We start from the raw sequence: 17747 nt of genomic DNA on the forward strand, positions 1-17747 counted from the left end.
CAATTTCATACAACTAAACTTAACAATAATATGAATCCAAGTCCAGCAACCGAAATAATCGTTTCCAGCAACGTCCATGTGGCAAATGTTTCTTTCATGCTTAATCCGAAGTACTCCTTGAACATCCAGAAGCCGGCGTCATTGACGTGGGAAGCGATGACACTTCCGGCGCCTGTTGCAAGCACGACTAATGCCAGGTTGACATCAGATTGTCCCAACAACGGAATGACAAGTCCGGTTGTGCTTAGCGCGGCAACAGTGGCTGATCCTAGAGAAATGCGCAGGATCGCCGCGATGAGCCATGCCAAGACGATTGGCGATAATGCTGTACCTTTGAATAAGTCCGCCACGTAATCGCCGACACCGCCGTTGATCAGCACTTGTTTGAAGGCGCCGCCTCCCCCGATGATCAGAAGCATCATGCCGATTTGTGAAATGGCTGCTGAACAAGAGTCCATTACGGTTTTGATCGGAATGTTGCGTGCGATGCCCATTGTGTAGACCGCGACCAATAACGAAATAATCATAGCAGTCGATGCGTTTCCAATCAATCGGATAAAAGCTAAAACACCGTTATCCGCAAATCCGATTGTTTCTTGAAGCAGATCAATAATGGTAGCGATCGACATGATGATAATCGGAAGCATTGCAGTAAAGACGCTGATTCCGAAGCCGGGTGTCTCCTCAAGCTTGAACGTTTTTTGCGTGCCGAGTGATGCGATATTGCCGCTTTTCGCAAATGATGCAGGCACGATTTTTTTCGCGATCTTTGTAAACAAAGGCCCTGCGATGAGCACTGTCGGAACAGCAACCATAAAGCCGTACAGCAGCACTTCCCCGATGTTTGCGCCGTACTCACCGGCAATCGCCGTAGGCCCCGGGTGCGGCGGCAGGAAACCGTGCGTGACGGACAGCGCCGCGACCATCGGAATTCCGAGATATAAAATAGAAATCTTCAATTCTCTTGAAATCGCAAATACAATCGGAATTAATAGAACCAATCCTACTTCAAAAAATAAAGCAATACCAATAATGAATGAGGCAATGACAACGGCCCATTGAATGTTTTTCTCGCCGAATTTGTTGACGAGCGTCATCGCGATGCGCTGTGCGCCTCCAGAATCCGCGATCAGCTTGCCCAGCATCGCACCGAGCCCGAAGATGAGTGCGATGTGGCCAAGAGTTCCCCCTATTCCTTGTTCAATAGAGCTGACAACTTTATCGAACGGCATCCCGAGTGCCAATGCCACGCCGAACGATACGATCAGCAAGGAAATAAATGTGTTTAATTTTAAGCCCATAATCAAAAGCAGTAAAGCTAAGATCCCAATTGCAACGATGATTAATGGCATGGTAGTGCCCTCCCCTTCGTGTCATGTACTAGTTGTGTGTGATTAAGCCTCTCTGATAATCTGCAATTTGTGTATATTGATTCTCTAATGATCTTGAGAGATTAATGAAAATCGGCATTAATTTTCTATATTCTTTGGCTGAGTCTTCGATCGGCGTGTGTCTGTGCGTGCTGCCGACCATGTCGGACACGGCGTCGAATGAATCAATTTTTCCTGTCGCATACAGGCCTAAAATGCAGGCGCCAAGACATGAGCTTTCGTAGCTTTCCGGAACGACAACCTGTGATTCGAAGATATCCGCCATCATTTGGCGCCAAACCTCCGACCTTGCAAATCCCCCTGTCGCCTGGATGCGGGTTACCGGGCTATCCATGCATTCGGTTAACGCCAGGAACACCGTGTACAGGTTGTAAATGACCCCCTCTAATGCAGCCCGTATCATATGCTCTTTCCTATGCGACATCGTCAGGCCGAAAAATGAGCCGCGTACATCTGGATTCCACAGCGGAGCGCGTTCTCCGGCGAGATATGGGTGGAACAGCAAACCGTCGGAACCGGGTCTGACGCGTTGGGCGATCTTCGTCAGCACGTCATATGGATCAATCCCCAGTCGTGTCGCTGTCTCGATTTCGGAAGAGGCAAATTCGTCTCTGATCCAGCGAAGCACGATGCCCCCATTGTTTACCGGTCCGCCGATGACCCAGTGCTTGTCCGTCAAGGCGTAGCAGAAAATCCGGCCCTTTTCATCAGTTTGCGGCTGATCAATAATTGTCCGGATAGCACCGCTTGTCCCGATGGTGACGGCAATTTCACCCTTTTTAACGGCGTTGACGCCGAGATTGGACAGCACGCCGTCGCTGGCGCCGATGACAAAAGGTGTTTCCGGATCGATTCCCATCTGTATCGCTAATTTCGGGCTGCAATGCTGAAAGATTTCAGTCGTTGGCACGAGTTTTGATAAGTGGTCCGGCGTGATGCCTGCGATGCGCAGTGCTTCTTCGTCCCAATCCAAGCTTTTCAGGTTCATCATGCCTGTCGCTGATGCCAAGGAGTAATCAATGACATATTCATTGAACAGCTGTTTGAAAATGTACTCTTTGATGCCGATATATTTTTTTGCTTTGGAAGCGATTTCTTTTTGTTCGTTCGTGATCCAGGTGATTTTGCTTAACGGCGACATCGGATGGATCGGTGTTCCTGTCCGCTTGTACACCTCATGCCCGTTCAATTCATCTTTGATCTTATGCGCCCAGCCTTCGCTCCGGTTGTCGGCCCACGTGATGCATGGCGTCAGCGGCTGGTCATTTTCATCAATTGCGATGACACTGTGCATGGCGCTGCTGAATGATATGAATGAGATCTGTTTTTGCGGATGCTGTTGTGTAATTCTCGCGGTAGTTTGGATAACGGCCTGAAAAATCGCTTCAGGGTCTTGTTCAGCCGTTGAGATGTCCGGTGTATAGAGCGGGTAGCCGATGCTTTCTTTCTGTACCACGTCTCCGTTTTCACTGAACAACACAGCTTTTGTGCTTGTCGTGCCGATATCGATTCCTAACATATAACTAGTCATTATTGTGTTCAGCTCCTTTTGCCAGCATTTGTTGTGAGAGCCACAGGTCTTCTACCTTTTCTTGCACATCATCAAAATTTTGGTGAAGAGACTGAATCATCAGTGCCCTGTCTTTTGCTTTAATGGCCTGAATATAAAGCTCATGGTTATCTAAAATCCTTGTGAAATCCTCGTGTTTTTCTTTTAATCGTGCCCGCATTGATAAAAGAATAAAGCTTTCCATAACGGGTTTTAGATTGTTCCAGATCATCTGAATGTATGAATGGTCGATCGCACGGATAATCGTTTCATGAAACAGCACGTCTTGAAATGAAAATTCATCTACGTCCTCGTATTTGATGGAGACTTTCATCATTTCAAGTATTTTGCTGAGGTCCTTGACTAAGGGCTCAATGTCGATTTTGACAAGCCGTTCAAAGACAAATGTTTCTAATAGTAAACGCACATCATAAATTTCCGTGATTTCCTTCTCAGTTAACCCAATTGCAACCGCCCCCATTCGTTCTAAGCGGATGATTTTTTCGGATGCGAGTATTTTTAACGCTTCGCGAACTGGTGAACGGCTTACGGAAAACTCGGCGGCGATCGTATTTTCTGATAGAATGGTACCGCTTTCAATCATGCCTGAAATGATCCGCATCCTCAGCTCGTATGCGACACGAACACCGGTTGACGCTTTTGAGAGCCACTTTGCGGGATACAACAGGTCTTTGGAGTCTAGCATACACTCACCTTCCTCACTCAAGGAGTATACTTGTATACAAGTATGATAACCCGATTTTTTCATTTATGCAAACACTTTCATTTCTAATTTTTATTAAAATTTTACCATAAATGATGGTATGTATTTCCAAACGTTATATGATACATTGGAGATAGATCGTGTAAGTGAATCATGTTTTGAAAGAGGCGATTTGGATGAAAATTATCATTGCACCTGATTCTTTTAAGGAAAGCTTATCAGCTTTGGATGCCGCTGACGCGATAGAAAGAGGTTTCAAATCGGTTTTTCCGAATGCCGATTACAGAAAAATGCCGATGGCGGATGGCGGTGAGGGCACCGTTCAGTCTCTGGTTGATGCCACAAACGGATGGATCAAAGAACAGGTTGTCACGGGGCCGCTGGGAGAACCGGTGAAAGCGTTTTTTGGCATGATGGGAGATGGGAAAACAGCTGTGATTGAAATGGCAGCCGCTTCAGGGCTTCATCTCGTGCCTGTTGAAAGGCGCAATCCGCTCGTCACGACAACAAGGGGGACGGGAGAATTAATGGCAGCCGCTCTTGACGCGGGCGCAGAGCGTTTGATCATCGGGATCGGCGGAAGCGCAACGAATGACGGAGGAGCCGGGATGATTCAAGCGTTGGGCGGAAGGCTTCTTGATGAATCAGGCCGTGAGATCGGGTTCGGAGGCGGCGCGTTATCTCAGCTCGCATCACTCGATATCAGCGAGCTTGATTCCAGATTGGAGAATGTCAAACTGGAGGTCGCCTGCGACGTGGACAATCCGTTAATCGGGCCAAAAGGAGCTGCGGCTGTCTTCGGGCCGCAAAAAGGCGCGACAGACGACATGGTGGAAGTGCTGGACCAGAACCTAACCCATTTCGCGGATGTGGCAGAAAAAGCGCTCGGAACAGCCTGCAGGGAAATAAAGGGCGCCGGCGCAGCGGGCGGTCTTGGGTGGGGGCTGCTGGCTTTTCTGCATGCTGATTTGAAAAGAGGCATTGATATTGTGCTTGCAGCGGTTGATTTTGAAGATGAAGTTCAGGATGCGGATCTTGTGATTACCGGTGAGGGGCGGATTGACAGCCAAACGATTTATGGGAAAACACCGATCGGCGTGGCCAAAGCGGCTAAATCATACGATGTGCCCGTCATCGGCATAGCGGGATCGGTATCACGAGACAGTGATGCCGTCTATCAGCACGGAATTGATGCGCTTTTCAGCATCGTTCCCGGCGCCGTGCCTCTTGAAGACGCGTTTGAACATGCCGCAGAATACATGGAAAGAACGGCTCGGGACATTGCAGCATCCATCAAATTGGCGAAAACGATGTTTCTGATATAGCCGGCGCACATGCCGATGCATAGCCATCCTCCTTTTTGGGTAGAGACAGTTAACTACACAATGAGGCAATCATCCCAGAAGGAGGACAAAGATATGACTGTACAAGAAATCAAAGGCAAAAAACTCGTAAAAGGCATTGCGCCAAATGTCGAGCCAGATGCCCTGTTACATGATAAACGAAAAGTATTTTTGTTTGGTTCCCCGAGTTACACAAACATTGGTGACCAAGCGATTGCGTATGCGGAAGAGAAATTTATAAAAAATCATTTTCCGTATTATGAATATATTGAAATTATGGATTATGCGACAGATGAGGGGATTGAACTGGTGAAGGAGATCATCCGTGAAGACGATATTGTCTGCTTTACCGGCGGAGGAAATTTAGGAAACCTTTATCTCGATATTGAGGAAGACAGAAGGAAGGTTTTCTCGGCGTTTAAGGACTATAAATCGATTTCTCTGCCGCAATCCGTTTATTTTGAAGACACAGACGCTGGAAATAAAGAAAAGAAAAAAACACAGGACGCGTACCATCAAAATTCTAATTTAACGATTGCCGCGCGTGAGACACAGACGCTGGATGTTGTGAAAGAGACCTTCAATTCTAATGTGATTTTTACACCGGATATGGTGCTCTCCTTGGATATTGTGCCGAGAGAGCTTGAGCGGGACGGCGTTCTCTTTATTTTAAGAGCGGATAAGGAGAAAGTGACCGACGAAGATTTTATTTCACAGATGAGAAAATGGGCAGAAAAAACAACCTGTACGGAACGTACCGATACGGTGTTGGACACGGTAGACACCATTGATTACGCCGATCGTGAAAAACATTTAATGGAGATGCTTGACCGCATCGGTTCCAGTAAATTGGTGATCACCGACCGTCTTCACGCGATGATTTTCTCGATTATTACCAAAACACCTTGCCTTGTCTTTGGAAACAGTTACGGCAAAGCTAAACATTCGTACCGGGATTGGCTCGAAAGCTTAAACTTCATTGAATACACAGATCAACATGATATGAAAGAACTGGAGCGCATGATTGACCGCCTGCTTCAAGCAGAACCGAATGAAGTTGATTTATCCAGGGATTTTCAGCCGCTGGTTGATTTTTTCAAATCATAAAAGAAAAAGCAGACTGATGGCAGTCTGCTTTCAGCGTGTCGACAAACCCTCGCATTCGTTGTCAGTCCTGCGCGTTGGTGCTCACGAATGATAACATTCGCTCCGCTCCAATGCTCGTCCTTCCTAGACTTCAAGGGTTTTCAATCACGCTGACAAGATGACAAAATCCTAAAACTAAACCGTTTTAGGATTTTGTCAACAATCTGAAGCAGACAGATGACAGTCTGCTTTTTTGCGTTAATGATCGTTTTCCAAAGAAACGATTTCATCAATGATCCGCGCTTGCTCTTTCTCAGCCACTTCGTTTGAGATGATATCTTCCTTTGATAAGTTCTCGATCGCTTGGTACTGGGCGTATAACGAATGTTTTTTCAAGATGGTTTGCTGTTTGTTTTTGAGTTCCGGGTATGTTTCGAACAATTGGTTTGTTTGTTGATGCAGCTGGCTGACTTCTTCTTTGTATTGGTCTGTCAGTTCGCTGGAGACAGCTTCGTGTATCAGCAAATTGTGTTTGACTTGCTGGACTTCCTGGATAGCGGTTTCTAGCCGGTGTCCTTTTGCAAGCAATTCCTCATATTCCTGATTGCCCTCTTCCTTTTGATTCACGCCTAACCGTTCCAGAAGCGGCTTAATGGTAAGCCCCTGAACAACAAGGGAGAATAAAACGACACTGAAGGCGAAAATCAGAATGTCTTCACGCCCCGGGAAGTCTCTCGGCAGGCTCAGTACAAGGGCAATGGACAGAGAGCCCTTCAGCCCGCCCCAATTGATGGTATGTTTCCATGTCGCCGGAAATTTCTTAATAAAGGCCAGACTGATATAGACGGCGGCACTTCGGGCGATAAGCACAATGACAATCGCCATAATCGCCAAACCCCATTTATCAGTCAGGTCAATTCTCGTGATCTCAAGTCCGACCATCAAAAAGACAAGGGAGTTCGCGAGCAAGGCGGCGACGTCCCAAAAGTTATTGATATTCAGCTTGGTCGTCGGGCTCATGCCGATTTTTGCGCCGTAATTGCCGAATATAAGCGCGGCGACTACGACAGCGATTACGCCGGAGGCACCTGCCATTTCCGCCAATAGAAATGAGCTGTAAAACAGAATGATACTAAAAATAATTTCTAAAGGATAATCATCAAAATACTTGGTGAGCTGGGAAAAGACAAATCCTAGAGCGCCTCCGATAATGAGGCCGAGGGAAATGACTTTGACAAACTCCCACAAGCCTAAACCGGCGCCTTGAATGCCGAGATCTAAATAAGTCATTAAGTAAAAGGCGGAAATGTTGAACAGCACTACCGCCAGCCCGTCATTGAACAGGCTTTCTCCTTCAACGACAATCGAAAGCTTTTTCGGCGCACCGACGCTTTTGAAAATGGACAGCACACTAACTGGGTCTGTCGCACTCATCAGCGCGGCAAAAACAAACGCCGCCGGAATGGCCAAATGCATCAGCCACATGGAAGAAAAGCCGACGATCAGAAACGAGATGAGTGTGCCGCCGAAGGCCAGCGCCAGAACGGGGCGCTTATTTTCCCGCAAATGGGAAAAGGGCAGCTTCAGGGCAGCTTCTCCTAATAAAGCCGGCAAGAACAGCGTAATGATGACGAAGTTAAAGACTTCTCCTTCAGTAATAAAATCTTTCAGCGGTTCGAAGAGCGGAATATGTACAAGTCCAATGATCGTGCCGACAATCACGAGTGCGATCGGATAAGGCTGTCTGCACTTCTTGGCAATCGCGGTAATACCGGCTGCAATCATGACCAACAAAAAACCTAGTTCGAAAATATGATGCAAATCTAAGTGTTCCATTAGAACCTCCTTTTATGAATTGTGTAACTAAAAAATTACCCTCATTTTGTCATTGGTAATCATATCATATGTAAAACAGTCCTTTGCCAGTCTGCGGAAAAGCAAAAAAGCAGGCAATTTGCCGGCTTTTGGTTCTTTATTCTATAAGCCAATGGAATTGACTACACTCGATACATGATCCTTCATTTTATCCGTGACACTGTCAATCGCTTTTCCTGACATATGATGGTCGAGAATGTCCCGCTTTGTCTTAACCGCCAGCTCGGCATCTGTGATATTATCTTTGATCGAAGACAAATTCTTACGGTCTTCTTGAAAAGCATAGCTTAATTGTTTTTTGATTGAATTCATCAGCGCCAATTTTTGTTCTTGTCTTTTCTTCTCTTTGTACGCCGCCAATTGTTCTGGTGTCATTTCAGATGTATCTAGATGGGCATTTGAAAAAAGCGAAGTGGTTGAATGCTGGCTTGTCACTCTTTGCATAAAACGGTCTGCATCTGTAGGTTTTTTATTCATAAAATCCATGTCTCTTTCTCTCCCTTATGAAATCCCCATCCGGCTTGCTGCTGCCAGATCTGCATCATGGTAAGCGTGTCCCATATGTCCAAGGTCATCTGCAACCATCTGAAGCAAGTGCTGTAAATGAAGCGCGGCATCTACTGCCTGATCATATTTTTCTTTTGAGTAAAAAAGGTGATGCGGTTTGTTCATTTTAAGTTTATTGATCAGATCATCGACATCAGAAATAGCTAATTCATCATATGTGCCAAAACCAACCATTCTTGCATGCATGTTCCTGACATCCTCAATAGAATCCTTTACTTTGTCATCAATTCTTTCAATCTGGCGAATAATCCTAGACCATTCCAATTCAGCGATATGTTTTAACTGCGTGCATGTATTCATCAATACATGCGACTTAATGAGGATTGAAACACCTGTATTGGCTTTCACATTGGTTGATTTCATTTGCTTAAGCATCGTTAATGCAAAGTCAGGATTGTTTTTTAACACATCATCAACAGTTTGGACAGAGCCATCTGAATTGAAGTTATATCGGTCCAGATTGTGACTTCCCATCAAGGCTTCGACAAATAGTGATACATCAAGAGATTGATTGTTGTAACGTTTAAATGCAAGGCCCAACATCTTTACTGCATCAGGAAGGCGATTATTTTGTACACCGTTCGGCAAAGCCTCGTCATACATCACTTTCACATTACCTATTTCAGCAGCATCCCGATTCAACAAAGATAATCCATCATTTAAATTAATATATTCTGTTAAACGGCTGCGGAAATCCCCTTTTAATGCTCGGGCTTTTACATCCTCAGGCAGGTTTTCATATATGTTAGGATTTTCGAAAGTAACGCCGCGTTTGATAAAGTCATTCATCACGACTGCATAGCTTGCATTAGAACCGCCTAATGAGTGACCGGTGACTTGAATGTCAGCGTTTTTAAAGTCTTTATGTATTTTTTTTGCATATTGATCTGCCTGAATGGCTTGGTTCTCCGTCCCGTCATCAAATGGTTTTTTGCCAACCAAATAACTGGTATCCATATGGAGCCAATCCTGTAAAATCTCATTTGAATATTCAGGAACCCCTTGTGCGTAGTCATAGAAAGAACCATCTTCATCTTTAGGAATGTTGATTCCCTTTTTCTCTAATTCTTTAATAAGCTGTTCCCGCTCTTCACGATATGGCTTTATTGTGTCTTGTAATTGACCCGGGCTGATAGGTTCTGATCCACGGTACGCGATGATGGCGTTTTGGATTTTTTCAGGGTGTTTGCCTTCATGGGAATTACGATAATCCTCTCTAGTAACAAGTGTGAGGGCGTTAAGGCCCTTTTCTGTTTTTTTATAATCGATAACGTATAATCTTTCTCCATTACTAACTTCAATAGTCTCTCCAACATGGTATTTTTCTATTTTATAAGCATTATTTGAAATAAGGTTGAAATCTTCAGCGGTTAATTTTTTTGACCTGTATTTAGACAATCACAACACTCCTAATCTTTACATATCTAGTATAATAAAATAAAAAAGGGTGAAAAACCATGTCATTTTCCAAAAAAACACTTTTTGTTGGAGTGATTATAGTATTTTTAATTGGAATTGTTTACTTTAATCATAATCAATCATCAGATGGAGGGGATCATAGCGTGAACACAAATGAAAAAAATGAACAACAAAAGGCAGAAGAATACGCTGAAAAAATGAAACCGAAAATAAAGGAAAAATTGAAAAAAGATGATATCCATCATTTTGTTAATGATATAACATTCGATAAGGATGTCTCAATCAGTCCAATGGGAATGATCGAACTATCAGGGTACGTAAACAACAATCCTGAAAAATTCTCATTCGATGTCTCTTTGAGATATGGAACTGATAAAGTAGATTCCATAGGTTATGATAAAGACTTAGCGGACCGATTTGAAAACTGGGATGATTTTGATAAAGAGGTCAAAGAAGACTTTTTAAATAGTTTATCGAAAGAAGAACGAGAACAATATTTAAAAGACATAGGGGAAATAAAATAATCTATGAAAAAACAAGCGCCATTTAAACTATTAGCTTTTGTTAGCGTTTTGTTACTCGTAATGGTTGGCTTTATTTATGAAATCAAAAAAACGTCAGACACTTCTAAAAGTAAAAAATACATAGGTAGCAAAGAAAAAACTGAAGCATACGTCGAGGAAATGAAGCCAAAAATAGAAGAAGAGTTAAGAAAAGAGGATATTCATCATTTTATAAAGTCTGTAACTTTTGAAGATAAAGTGACTATAAATCCGATGGGAAGAATAGTAGTGAATGGTTATATAAATGACAATCCAGATAAGTTTTATTTCTCAGCAGATTTAATTTATGATTCCAATAAAGTGGACGGAATGAGTTACTCTGAGGATGTAGGTAATCGTTTTACAGATTGGAGCGAATACAGCAAAGAAGTAAAAGATAAATACATCAAAACCGCTTACCCTGATAAAAAAGAGCGTGAACAGTATTTAAGAGATATAGGAGAGTGAAAATAAACAGGCAAAACGCCTGTTTATTTTAGTGATCGGTTTACTTCCGCCTCTTCGCCATTCCCCAAGCCAACAGTCCGGCAACAACAGCCGCGGATACAATCGGGCGCTTCGTAGCTTGCGTGTAATAGCTTCTGGACCGCAGCCATCCTTTATTTGTCCCCCTGTCATGCATGCCGTAGCCCGCATGATAAAGCGCGCCTTCTTCACGCGGCTTGGACGGTCTTTCGGCATGCTGGCTGTGGTACATGATTTTTTCCATCAGTTTGTCGGTCAGCCGGGGGAAAAGAGCGCCCAGCATGGCGATGGCTTTTGCCTGTGAGCCGATGTACATGTCGCGCTTCGAGTGTTCGGCGGCAAACAGGATGGCTTCGGCGGCCGCTTCCGGCGGATAGATCATGGAGCGGGAATGAGCCGGCTGTTTGTCGAGGTAGCTGTGAGCATGCTCGTTGTAAGGCGTGTCAATTCTGCCCGGATGGATGAGCGTAACCGAGACGGGCGCCTGTTCTTTCTCGAGCTCCACCCGAATGCTTTCCGTCCAGCCGTGAAGCGCGAACTTGGCTGACGCGTATGTGGATTGAATGACGGTTCCCCTGTCGCCGAACAGGCTTCCCACATTGATGAGTGCGCCCGGCACGCCTCTGCTGGTGTAGTGTTTGACGGCCGCTCTTGTTCCGTAAACAGGTCCCCAGAAGTTTGTGTCAAACATGCGCTTCATGTCTTCGACGGTGACATCCATGGCGTGCCCGAAAGTCGAGACGGCGGCATTGTTGACCCATGTGTCAAAGCGGCCGAATGTGCTGATCGCGGTTTCTGCGATGCGGTTGATGTCTTCTTCTTTCCCGACATCCGCTTTCATCCATATCGCGTCGTGCCCTTTTTCCTTTAATTCTTCAGTAAGATCCTTCAAAGCCTCTTCATTTCGCCCTGCTGCCACAACCTTCGCGCCTTTTTCAGCTGCCATTCGCGCAGTGACAAGTCCGATTCCGCTTGAGGCGCCGGTAATCACGATCACTTGATCCTTGAGTTGTTTCAATCTGAGCTTCTTTTTCGTGCCCGGGTTCTGTTGTTCAAGCTTTTCCGTATTCGTGAGTGAATCATCGTTTGTCATTGAGATTCCTCCTAGACGCTGTTTTTCTACATTTACCCCATCCGGGAGGTCCTTACCCCTTTTTGACAATCACAGGGTTCTTTTTTATATTATATAAGTCGCTCTACCATACCTAGGAGGGAATGTTTTAATGACTAGCAGAGGAGATTCACGCGAAAAAATTCTTCACACGGCGTCACGTCTGTTCCAGCTTCAAGGATATCACGCGACGGGTTTGAACCAGATTGTGAAAGAAAGCGGTGCTCCTAAGGGATCGCTTTATCACTTTTTCCCGAACGGCAAAGAAGAATTAGCAGTTGAAGCGGTTACATATACAGGAAAACTGATTGAACATCTGATACAGCAAAGCATGGATGAATTCTCTGATCCAATAGAAGCGATTCAGCAATTTATCAAAAAAACAGCCAGCCAGTTTGACAATACAGAAAGCATTCAAGGCCTTCCAGTCGGTTTGCTTGCGAGTGAGACAGCATTAATCAGTGAACCGCTGCGGACGGTTTGCATGAAGGTGTTTAAAAGCTGGGAAGCGGTTTTTGCCAGAAAACTAATGGAAAACGGATTTGCAGAAGAAGAAGCGAATCAGCTTGGAATGCTGATCAATTCGATGATCGAGGGCGGCATCATGCTTTCGTTAACGAATAAAGTCAAAACGCCTCTTCTTCTCATTGCCGAACAAATTCCAGTGCTGGTGAGAAAAAAAGGGTAGCGTTTTGTTATCCTTTCTCCTACAATTATATAGAACGGTCTAGTAATGTATATTTTAATATATAGACTGGTCTAAATTGGAGGAAACGATATATGAAAACATTATTTGAACATTCATTGCCTAAAGAAAAAATGCCTTATTTGCTCCGCAGCGGAGAAGGTGAGCGCTATTTGTTCGGAAGACAAGTCGCCACGGTGATGGCGAATGGGAAGAGTACAGGCGATCTGTTTGAGATCGTGCTGCTTTCCGGGGGAAAAGGAGATGCCTTTCCGCTTCACGTCCACAAGGATACACATGAAGGGATTCTCGTTTTGGACGGAAAGCTTGAGCTGACGCTTGATGGAGAACATTATTTATTAGTATCAGGCGATTATGCGAACATTCCAGCCGGAACACCGCACAGCTACCAGATGCAGAGCCACAGAACGCGACTGGTGTCTTACACGATGAAGGGAAATGTAGCGCACATGTATTCCGTTATTGGGAATCCATATGATTACGCTGAACATCCTCCGTACGCAAGCGAGGAGGTGTCAAACGAGCGATTTGCAGAAGCGGCGACTGTGGCGGACATTGCATTTCTTGATGAAGAAAAGCCTTCCGGTGCGGCAAAGTTAGCGGAACTTACAGAGCTTCCAGATGGAGCTGTTCCATACGTGCTTGAGTCTGGAGAAGGCGACCGCCTGGTGACGGGAGATCAGCTTCACCGCATTGTGGCTGCACAAAAAAATACAGACGGCCAGTTTATCGTCGTATCATCGGATGGCCCTAAAGGCGAACGGATCGTTGATCACTACCATGAACATCATACAGAAACATTTTATTGCTTAGAAGGGCAGATGACGATGTGGGCAAATGGACAGGAAATTCAGCTGAACCCTGGAGATTTTCTGCATGTTCCAAAGAATACCGTTCATTCCTATCGTCTGGATTCCCATTATACAAAGATGGTGGGCGTATTGGTTCCAGGCTTATTTGAACCGTTTTTCCGGACGTTAGGTGAGCCGTATGAAGGCCACATCTATCCAAGTGAGCCTCAGGCGCTGCGATTTGACCGCGTTTTGCAAAATATCGAAGCATTAGATTTAAAGGTCATGAAACCATAAAGATAACAAGATTGTAAGGTTTCCATGCCTGTGTGTCACCTAAATCGATGTTTCTGCGTTTCTTTTTTTCATACTCTTAGGGTACAGAAAAAAGGAGCGTGATAGATATGGTTTCATTACAGCCGACTTTGGCAAATGAACGGATCGGCGTGCTTGATGTGCTAAGGGGAATGGCGATTTTCGGGATCTTATTTGTCAATCTGGCCCATTTCAGTTATCCGGATATGTATTTGTCTATGCTTGGAAAAGAGAACTTTTTTACAGAAAAGTGGTCTGAAGCTGATTTTGCAGTAACAGACATACTGACATTCTTCATCCAAACAAAATGTATTTTATTGTTTTCCTTTTTATTTGGATTCGGCATGGTTGTTATGATGGAGAGGGCAGTAAGCAAAGGGAAACGGTTTGTTCCGCTCTATGCGAGAAGGTTAGCGGCGCTTCTCTTGATTGGAACCATTCACGCCTTTTTGATTTGGGACGGGGACATTTTAACGGAATACGCCCTGCTCGGTTTTGTTCTGCTCTTATTTCGAAAAGCAAAGCCGAAAACACTGCTGATATGGGCGCTCTCTTTGTATCTTTTGTTTACCATACCGTTCATTTTGACAAGCTTTTATCAAGCAAACGGACAGGAATGGACTCAAGCGGTAACTCAGCAGGCAAAACAAGCGCTCCATGCGTACGGAAGCGGCAGCTTGAAGGAGATTGCGGAACAGCGGATCCACGATCGTCTTGTTTACATGTCTTCGAATGGCATGCTTACGTATAACCCGATCAGCTTCTTCTTTGCATCCATTCCTTATTTCAGCATGTTTTTGCTGGGGGCTGCGGCGGCGAAGTCACGATATTTGCATGAACCCGGAAAGCATCGCAAAGGCTTGAAAAGCGTGTGGATGGCTGGGCTTGTCATCGGCATCAGCGCACAAGTGCTGTACAGTGTAACGGATAGGCAAGTATTTTTGCTGATTGGCGCGCCCTTCCTCATGTTTTTCTATGTCACAACGGTTGTCTATCTTTATCATAAAACAAGAGTAAAAACAGTGCTGCAATCATTCTCCGCTGTTGGACGGATGGCGTTTACCAATTATCTGATGCAGTCTATCGTGTGTACGTGGATATTCTATCATTACGGCTTGGGGCTGTACGGGAAAGTGTATCCTGCTGCCGGCGTGCTCATTACGATTGCTGTTTGTGCCGTTCAGATGGTCTTCAGCCACCTTTGGCTTCGGGTATTCCGGATGGGGCCGTTTGAGTGGCTGTGGAGGAGCGCTACGTATCTGGCGTGGCAGCCTATGGTAAAGAAAACAAAAGTCTAGACGCCTATTGGTGTCTAGACTTTCTTCTATTATTTATACACGACACGTGTTTTGCAAATGATGTCATGCAGACCTTTTTTCTCTCCGAAGCCGATCATGATAAAGCCAATATAAAAGATAATTCCAGATAAGATGTATGCAAAGTAACGGCCGATTGCCTGTCCGATAGAAACCCGATCGCCTTGTTCATTGACCACTTTCAGGCCAAGAATTTTTTTGCCGAGTGTGCCCTGCATTTTAGAAGCTGTGAGCAGACCGTAATATAACACACAGATGACGAGCATGATCAGCATGGTAGGCAAAAATGCGAACGTCATGTATTTCACGAGATACTCCTCTTCTGTCATGTAAGGGTCTGTTGCCACAGATCCAGCTATAAACACACTATTGATAATAAATAGAATAATATAACTAGGAACAGATACAATAATGCCATCAATAAAATAAGCTAAAAAACGAATCCAAAATCCTGCTGGTTTTTCCATGTCTTTTTCTCTCTCCTTTGAATGAATCTGGAATAGTATACTTTGAAAAAATAATATGCGCAATATGATATGGTGATAAAATCCTGATATGCCTGAAAAATGAGTCTTTTATCCCTGTGTCTTTACTATATAAATCTACTACATTTAAGCGAATCTCATTTTCTGCATTCTGTCATTTTCTTTAAAATATAATGAATTTCTCATTTAGATTACATTATAATGATATATGTTAATATTTTCATTTGAGGGAGGGGTTTGATGTCTAGAAAAAACAGGGTGGCGATCGCAACAATCATTTCTGCGTTTCTTTTTTGTGCCGTGATTGCCGCTGCTTCACTTTCGCCGCTGGCCGGAACGGGAGCGGCGGCCAATCAATTTAACTCAGTCGGCATGTGGTCAGCTATCGGTATGATCCTTGTGATGTATTTCATTCCTTTTGTTATTTACATGCTTGGAGTTGATGCGATGAGGTATGTAATGGCGGTGCTTTGCGGTTTTGGGTTGCTGATTCATTTCTCTTCGGCCGGTTTTATCTTGATGTATGGTTTGTTCAGTGACCAGCTGCTTTCTGAGGTGGTCTTTGTGATTGTGGTTTGTTTCGCCGCGGCTGCTGTCAACATCATTTGGTTTGTGGCTGCTTTTCGTTCTGTTGCTGAAAAAACGTCCGCGAACAGCCTTACATAGTTTTCTAGTTTGTGATGGTTTTGTGAAGTAGAATTATAAAATGGATGAATATGTTATGATGATCACAAATTAGAAATTACATATAATGGGGGTCTCAATGATGGTCAGTTCATTTCGCATGAAAGCTTTGATTGCGGGAGCCGCGGTGGCGGCTGCTGTGTCAGTCGGCGCTGTTTCTGATGTGCCCGCTGCCAAAGTGCTTCAGCCAACAGCTGCTTATGCGGCGGAAACGGTGTTTTCTCAAAATAATGGAGCATCCGGCTTTTTAACAGGAAGGTATGATGTACAAGCGATGGCGCCTGCCATGTTTAACTGGTCACGCGAAAGCCGGTTCGCCGGAAATACAGACGGGACACTGAAATGGCAAAACGACATCAGAACGACTCCTCAAAATGGAGCGGGGGCTGTGATTGATGAAGACGGCACAGTATATCTTCATTCCAGAGATGGGGAAATGAAAGCTTTTAATCCGGATGGCTCAGTCAAATGGGTGACAGGCAATCTGGGAAAAACATTCACGCAATCTCCCGTACTCGGAACCAACGGCGTTATCTATCTGGCATCCTATGACAAAAAGATTTATTTTATCGACAAGGAAACAGGCGAGATTCTAACAACGGTCCCATTAAGCGGCGGGCCAAGCTCTGAAACGGTGATCGGTTCAGACGGCACGTTGTACTTCTCAACACTTGATAATTATGTTCACGCGATCAAACCGACGTCAAAATCAACTTGGACAGAACGCTGGAAGTTGAAAACAAATGGTGTCGTCAGCTCTGTGCCGGTGCTTGCCAAAAACGGCACTGTATATGTAGGCACATATAATTACGTGTTTTATGCGATCAACTCCGGAACCGGACAGGTGAAATGGTCCAGAACGACGTCAAATGCGTTTAAAGGATATCCAGTGATTGATAAGGATGGCAACGTTTATGCCGGTAACCAAGACGGACAGCTGTATGCGTATACGTCAACAGGCAGCTTAAAATGGACATTTCCGCTTAACGGGTTCTCCAGTTCATCGCCTGCGATCGACCATAATGGCAATATCTACATCGGTTCAGGAAGCGGCGAGCTGTTTTCCATCAGCAAAAACGGAGATATGAACTGGTCATTCTACACAGGAGGCCCTGTCAGAACGGCACCGCTAATTGATGCGAAAGGAACGGTTTATTTCGGGTCAGATGATATGAAGGTTTATGCGGCGGACTCAAACGGCAATGAATTATGGAGCTATCAAACCGACAGCAACGTCGTGTCATCTCCTCAGCTTGCTGAGGACGGAACGCTTTATATTGGAAGCTATACGAAGCTAATGGCTTTTGGGAAATAGCAGAAAGGCTGGCGAGGTTATCTCGTCAGCCTTTTTTTGGTA

Annotated in this window: 17 protein-coding genes; 9 read left to right on the forward strand and 8 right to left on the reverse strand. The window is 44.7% G+C overall.

Features of this window, described 5'->3' with window-relative positions; genetic code table 11:
• Window positions 1-5: 5 nt before the first annotated feature.
• The 3 genes from gntP to gntR are packed head-to-tail and all read right to left on the reverse strand — an operon-like array spanning window position 6 to window position 3646.
• The gene (gene gntP / locus JMN17_RS07355) at window positions 6-1352 is read right to left on the reverse strand and encodes a gluconate permease GntP (RefSeq protein ID WP_087991821.1); all 1347 of its coding nucleotides are present in this window, start codon (window positions 1350-1352) and stop codon (window positions 6-8) included.
• A 28-nt stretch (window positions 1353-1380) separates the two neighbouring features.
• Window positions 1381-2922 (reverse strand): gluconokinase, encoded by a 1542-nt coding sequence (gene gntK, locus JMN17_RS07360; protein WP_087991822.1) that lies wholly within the window; start codon window positions 2920-2922, stop codon window positions 1381-1383.
• Window positions 2915-3646, reverse strand: a complete 732-nt coding sequence (gene gntR / locus JMN17_RS07365; RefSeq protein WP_087991823.1) for a gluconate operon transcriptional repressor GntR — start codon at window positions 3644-3646, stop codon at window positions 2915-2917. Before gntR ends, gntK begins: the two co-directional genes overlap by 8 nt.
• A 194-nt stretch (window positions 3647-3840) precedes the next feature.
• On the opposite strand from gntR, the gene JMN17_RS07370 reads away from it, so the two are divergent.
• Window positions 3841-4989, forward strand: coding sequence for a glycerate kinase (locus JMN17_RS07370; RefSeq protein WP_202327807.1), 1149 nt, complete (start codon window positions 3841-3843; stop codon window positions 4987-4989).
• 93 nt (window positions 4990-5082) lie between these two features.
• Complete coding sequence (locus JMN17_RS07375; RefSeq protein ID WP_087991824.1) at window positions 5083-6114, forward strand: polysaccharide pyruvyl transferase family protein; 1032 nt, start codon at window positions 5083-5085, stop codon at window positions 6112-6114.
• A 237-nt stretch (window positions 6115-6351) separates the two neighbouring features.
• Here the strand turns inward: JMN17_RS07375 and JMN17_RS07380 are convergent, their stop codons facing one another.
• From JMN17_RS07380 to JMN17_RS07390, 3 genes are all read right to left on the reverse strand, one after another.
• Window positions 6352-7929 (reverse strand): Na+/H+ antiporter, encoded by a 1578-nt coding sequence (locus JMN17_RS07380; protein ID WP_087991825.1) that lies wholly within the window; start codon window positions 7927-7929, stop codon window positions 6352-6354.
• 141 nt (window positions 7930-8070) lie between these two features.
• A complete protein-coding gene (locus JMN17_RS07385) occupies window positions 8071-8454 on the reverse strand; it encodes a hypothetical protein (RefSeq protein ID WP_202327808.1) in 384 nt (127 codons plus the stop codon).
• A gap of 15 nt (window positions 8455-8469) precedes the next feature.
• The gene (locus JMN17_RS07390) at window positions 8470-9933 is read right to left on the reverse strand and encodes a DUF2974 domain-containing protein (protein WP_087991827.1); all 1464 of its coding nucleotides are present in this window, start codon (window positions 9931-9933) and stop codon (window positions 8470-8472) included.
• 59 nt (window positions 9934-9992) lie between these two features.
• Between JMN17_RS07390 and JMN17_RS07395 the strand changes: the two genes are divergently transcribed.
• The gene (locus JMN17_RS07395; RefSeq protein ID WP_087991828.1) at window positions 9993-10478 is read left to right on the forward strand and encodes a DUF1433 domain-containing protein; all 486 of its coding nucleotides are present in this window, start codon (window positions 9993-9995) and stop codon (window positions 10476-10478) included.
• Between the two features lie 3 nt (window positions 10479-10481).
• Complete coding sequence (locus JMN17_RS07400) at window positions 10482-10964, forward strand: DUF1433 domain-containing protein (protein ID WP_202327809.1); 483 nt, start codon at window positions 10482-10484, stop codon at window positions 10962-10964.
• Window positions 10965-11004: 40 nt separating this feature from the next.
• Here JMN17_RS07400 and JMN17_RS07405 read toward each other — a convergent pair whose 3' ends face one another.
• On the reverse strand, window positions 11005-12075 hold the full coding sequence (locus JMN17_RS07405) for an SDR family oxidoreductase (RefSeq protein ID WP_202327810.1): 1071 nt from the start codon (window positions 12073-12075) through the stop codon (window positions 11005-11007).
• A 130-nt stretch (window positions 12076-12205) separates the two neighbouring features.
• On the opposite strand from JMN17_RS07405, the gene yxaF reads away from it, so the two are divergent.
• From yxaF to JMN17_RS07420, 3 genes are all read left to right on the forward strand, one after another.
• A complete protein-coding gene (yxaF, locus tag JMN17_RS07410) occupies window positions 12206-12781 on the forward strand; it encodes a transcriptional regulator YxaF (RefSeq protein ID WP_087991831.1) in 576 nt (191 codons plus the stop codon).
• A gap of 92 nt (window positions 12782-12873) precedes the next feature.
• Complete coding sequence (locus JMN17_RS07415; protein ID WP_202327811.1) at window positions 12874-13887, forward strand: quercetin 2,3-dioxygenase; 1014 nt, start codon at window positions 12874-12876, stop codon at window positions 13885-13887.
• Window positions 13888-13994: 107 nt separating this feature from the next.
• Window positions 13995-15203 carry a DUF418 domain-containing protein gene (locus JMN17_RS07420; protein WP_087991833.1) on the forward strand — a complete coding sequence of 403 codons (1209 nt, stop codon included), beginning with the start codon at window positions 13995-13997 and terminating at the stop codon, window positions 15201-15203.
• A 29-nt stretch (window positions 15204-15232) separates the two neighbouring features.
• On the opposite strand, the gene JMN17_RS07425 is transcribed toward JMN17_RS07420, so the two are convergent.
• Window positions 15233-15688, reverse strand: a complete 456-nt coding sequence (locus tag JMN17_RS07425; protein WP_148963236.1) for an RDD family protein — start codon at window positions 15686-15688, stop codon at window positions 15233-15235.
• Window positions 15689-15946: 258 nt separating this feature from the next.
• Here JMN17_RS07425 and JMN17_RS07430 point away from each other — a divergent pair, with 258 nt between their 5' ends.
• Together JMN17_RS07430 and JMN17_RS07435 are read left to right on the forward strand one after the other, a co-directional pair.
• Window positions 15947-16372 carry a DUF5391 family protein gene (locus JMN17_RS07430; RefSeq protein WP_202327812.1) on the forward strand — a complete coding sequence of 142 codons (426 nt, stop codon included), beginning with the start codon at window positions 15947-15949 and terminating at the stop codon, window positions 16370-16372.
• A 100-nt stretch (window positions 16373-16472) separates the two neighbouring features.
• Window positions 16473-17705, forward strand: a complete 1233-nt coding sequence (locus JMN17_RS07435) for an outer membrane protein assembly factor BamB family protein (protein ID WP_202327813.1) — start codon at window positions 16473-16475, stop codon at window positions 17703-17705.
• Window positions 17706-17747 lie beyond the last annotated feature (42 nt).

The organism is Bacillus sp. RHFS10 (assembly GCF_016757475.1).
Classification (GTDB): Bacteria; Bacillota; Bacilli; order Bacillales; family Bacillaceae; genus Bacillus; species Bacillus subtilis_G.

Excerpts from the sequence above, each read along its gene's own strand:
- JMN17_RS07425 (WP_148963236.1), bottom strand. The coding sequence starts at position 15,688 with ATGGAAAAACCAGCAGGATTTTGGATTCGTTTTTTAGCTTATTTTATT.
- JMN17_RS07400 (WP_202327809.1), top strand. The coding sequence starts at position 10,482 with ATGAAAAAACAAGCGCCATTTAAACTATTAGCTTTTGTTAGCGTTTTG.
- gntP (WP_087991821.1), bottom strand. The coding sequence starts at position 1,352 with ATGCCATTAATCATCGTTGCAATTGGGATCTTAGCTTTACTGCTTTTG.
- yxaF (WP_087991831.1), top strand. The coding sequence starts at position 12,206 with ATGACTAGCAGAGGAGATTCACGCGAAAAAATTCTTCACACGGCGTCA.
- JMN17_RS07375 (WP_087991824.1), top strand. The coding sequence starts at position 5,083 with ATGACTGTACAAGAAATCAAAGGCAAAAAACTCGTAAAAGGCATTGCG.
- JMN17_RS07385 (WP_202327808.1), bottom strand. The coding sequence starts at position 8,454 with ATGGATTTTATGAATAAAAAACCTACAGATGCAGACCGTTTTATGCAA.
- JMN17_RS07395 (WP_087991828.1), top strand. The coding sequence starts at position 9,993 with ATGTCATTTTCCAAAAAAACACTTTTTGTTGGAGTGATTATAGTATTT.
- gntK (WP_087991822.1), bottom strand. The coding sequence starts at position 2,922 with ATGACTAGTTATATGTTAGGAATCGATATCGGCACGACAAGCACAAAA.
- JMN17_RS07370 (WP_202327807.1), top strand. The coding sequence starts at position 3,841 with ATGAAAATTATCATTGCACCTGATTCTTTTAAGGAAAGCTTATCAGCT.
- JMN17_RS07380 (WP_087991825.1), bottom strand. The coding sequence starts at position 7,929 with ATGGAACACTTAGATTTGCATCATATTTTCGAACTAGGTTTTTTGTTG.
- JMN17_RS07430 (WP_202327812.1), top strand. The coding sequence starts at position 15,947 with ATGTCTAGAAAAAACAGGGTGGCGATCGCAACAATCATTTCTGCGTTT.
- JMN17_RS07420 (WP_087991833.1), top strand. The coding sequence starts at position 13,995 with ATGGTTTCATTACAGCCGACTTTGGCAAATGAACGGATCGGCGTGCTT.
- gntR (WP_087991823.1), bottom strand. The coding sequence starts at position 3,646 with ATGCTAGACTCCAAAGACCTGTTGTATCCCGCAAAGTGGCTCTCAAAA.
- JMN17_RS07405 (WP_202327810.1), bottom strand. The coding sequence starts at position 12,075 with ATGACAAACGATGATTCACTCACGAATACGGAAAAGCTTGAACAACAG.
- JMN17_RS07415 (WP_202327811.1), top strand. The coding sequence starts at position 12,874 with ATGAAAACATTATTTGAACATTCATTGCCTAAAGAAAAAATGCCTTAT.
- JMN17_RS07435 (WP_202327813.1), top strand. The coding sequence starts at position 16,473 with ATGGTCAGTTCATTTCGCATGAAAGCTTTGATTGCGGGAGCCGCGGTG.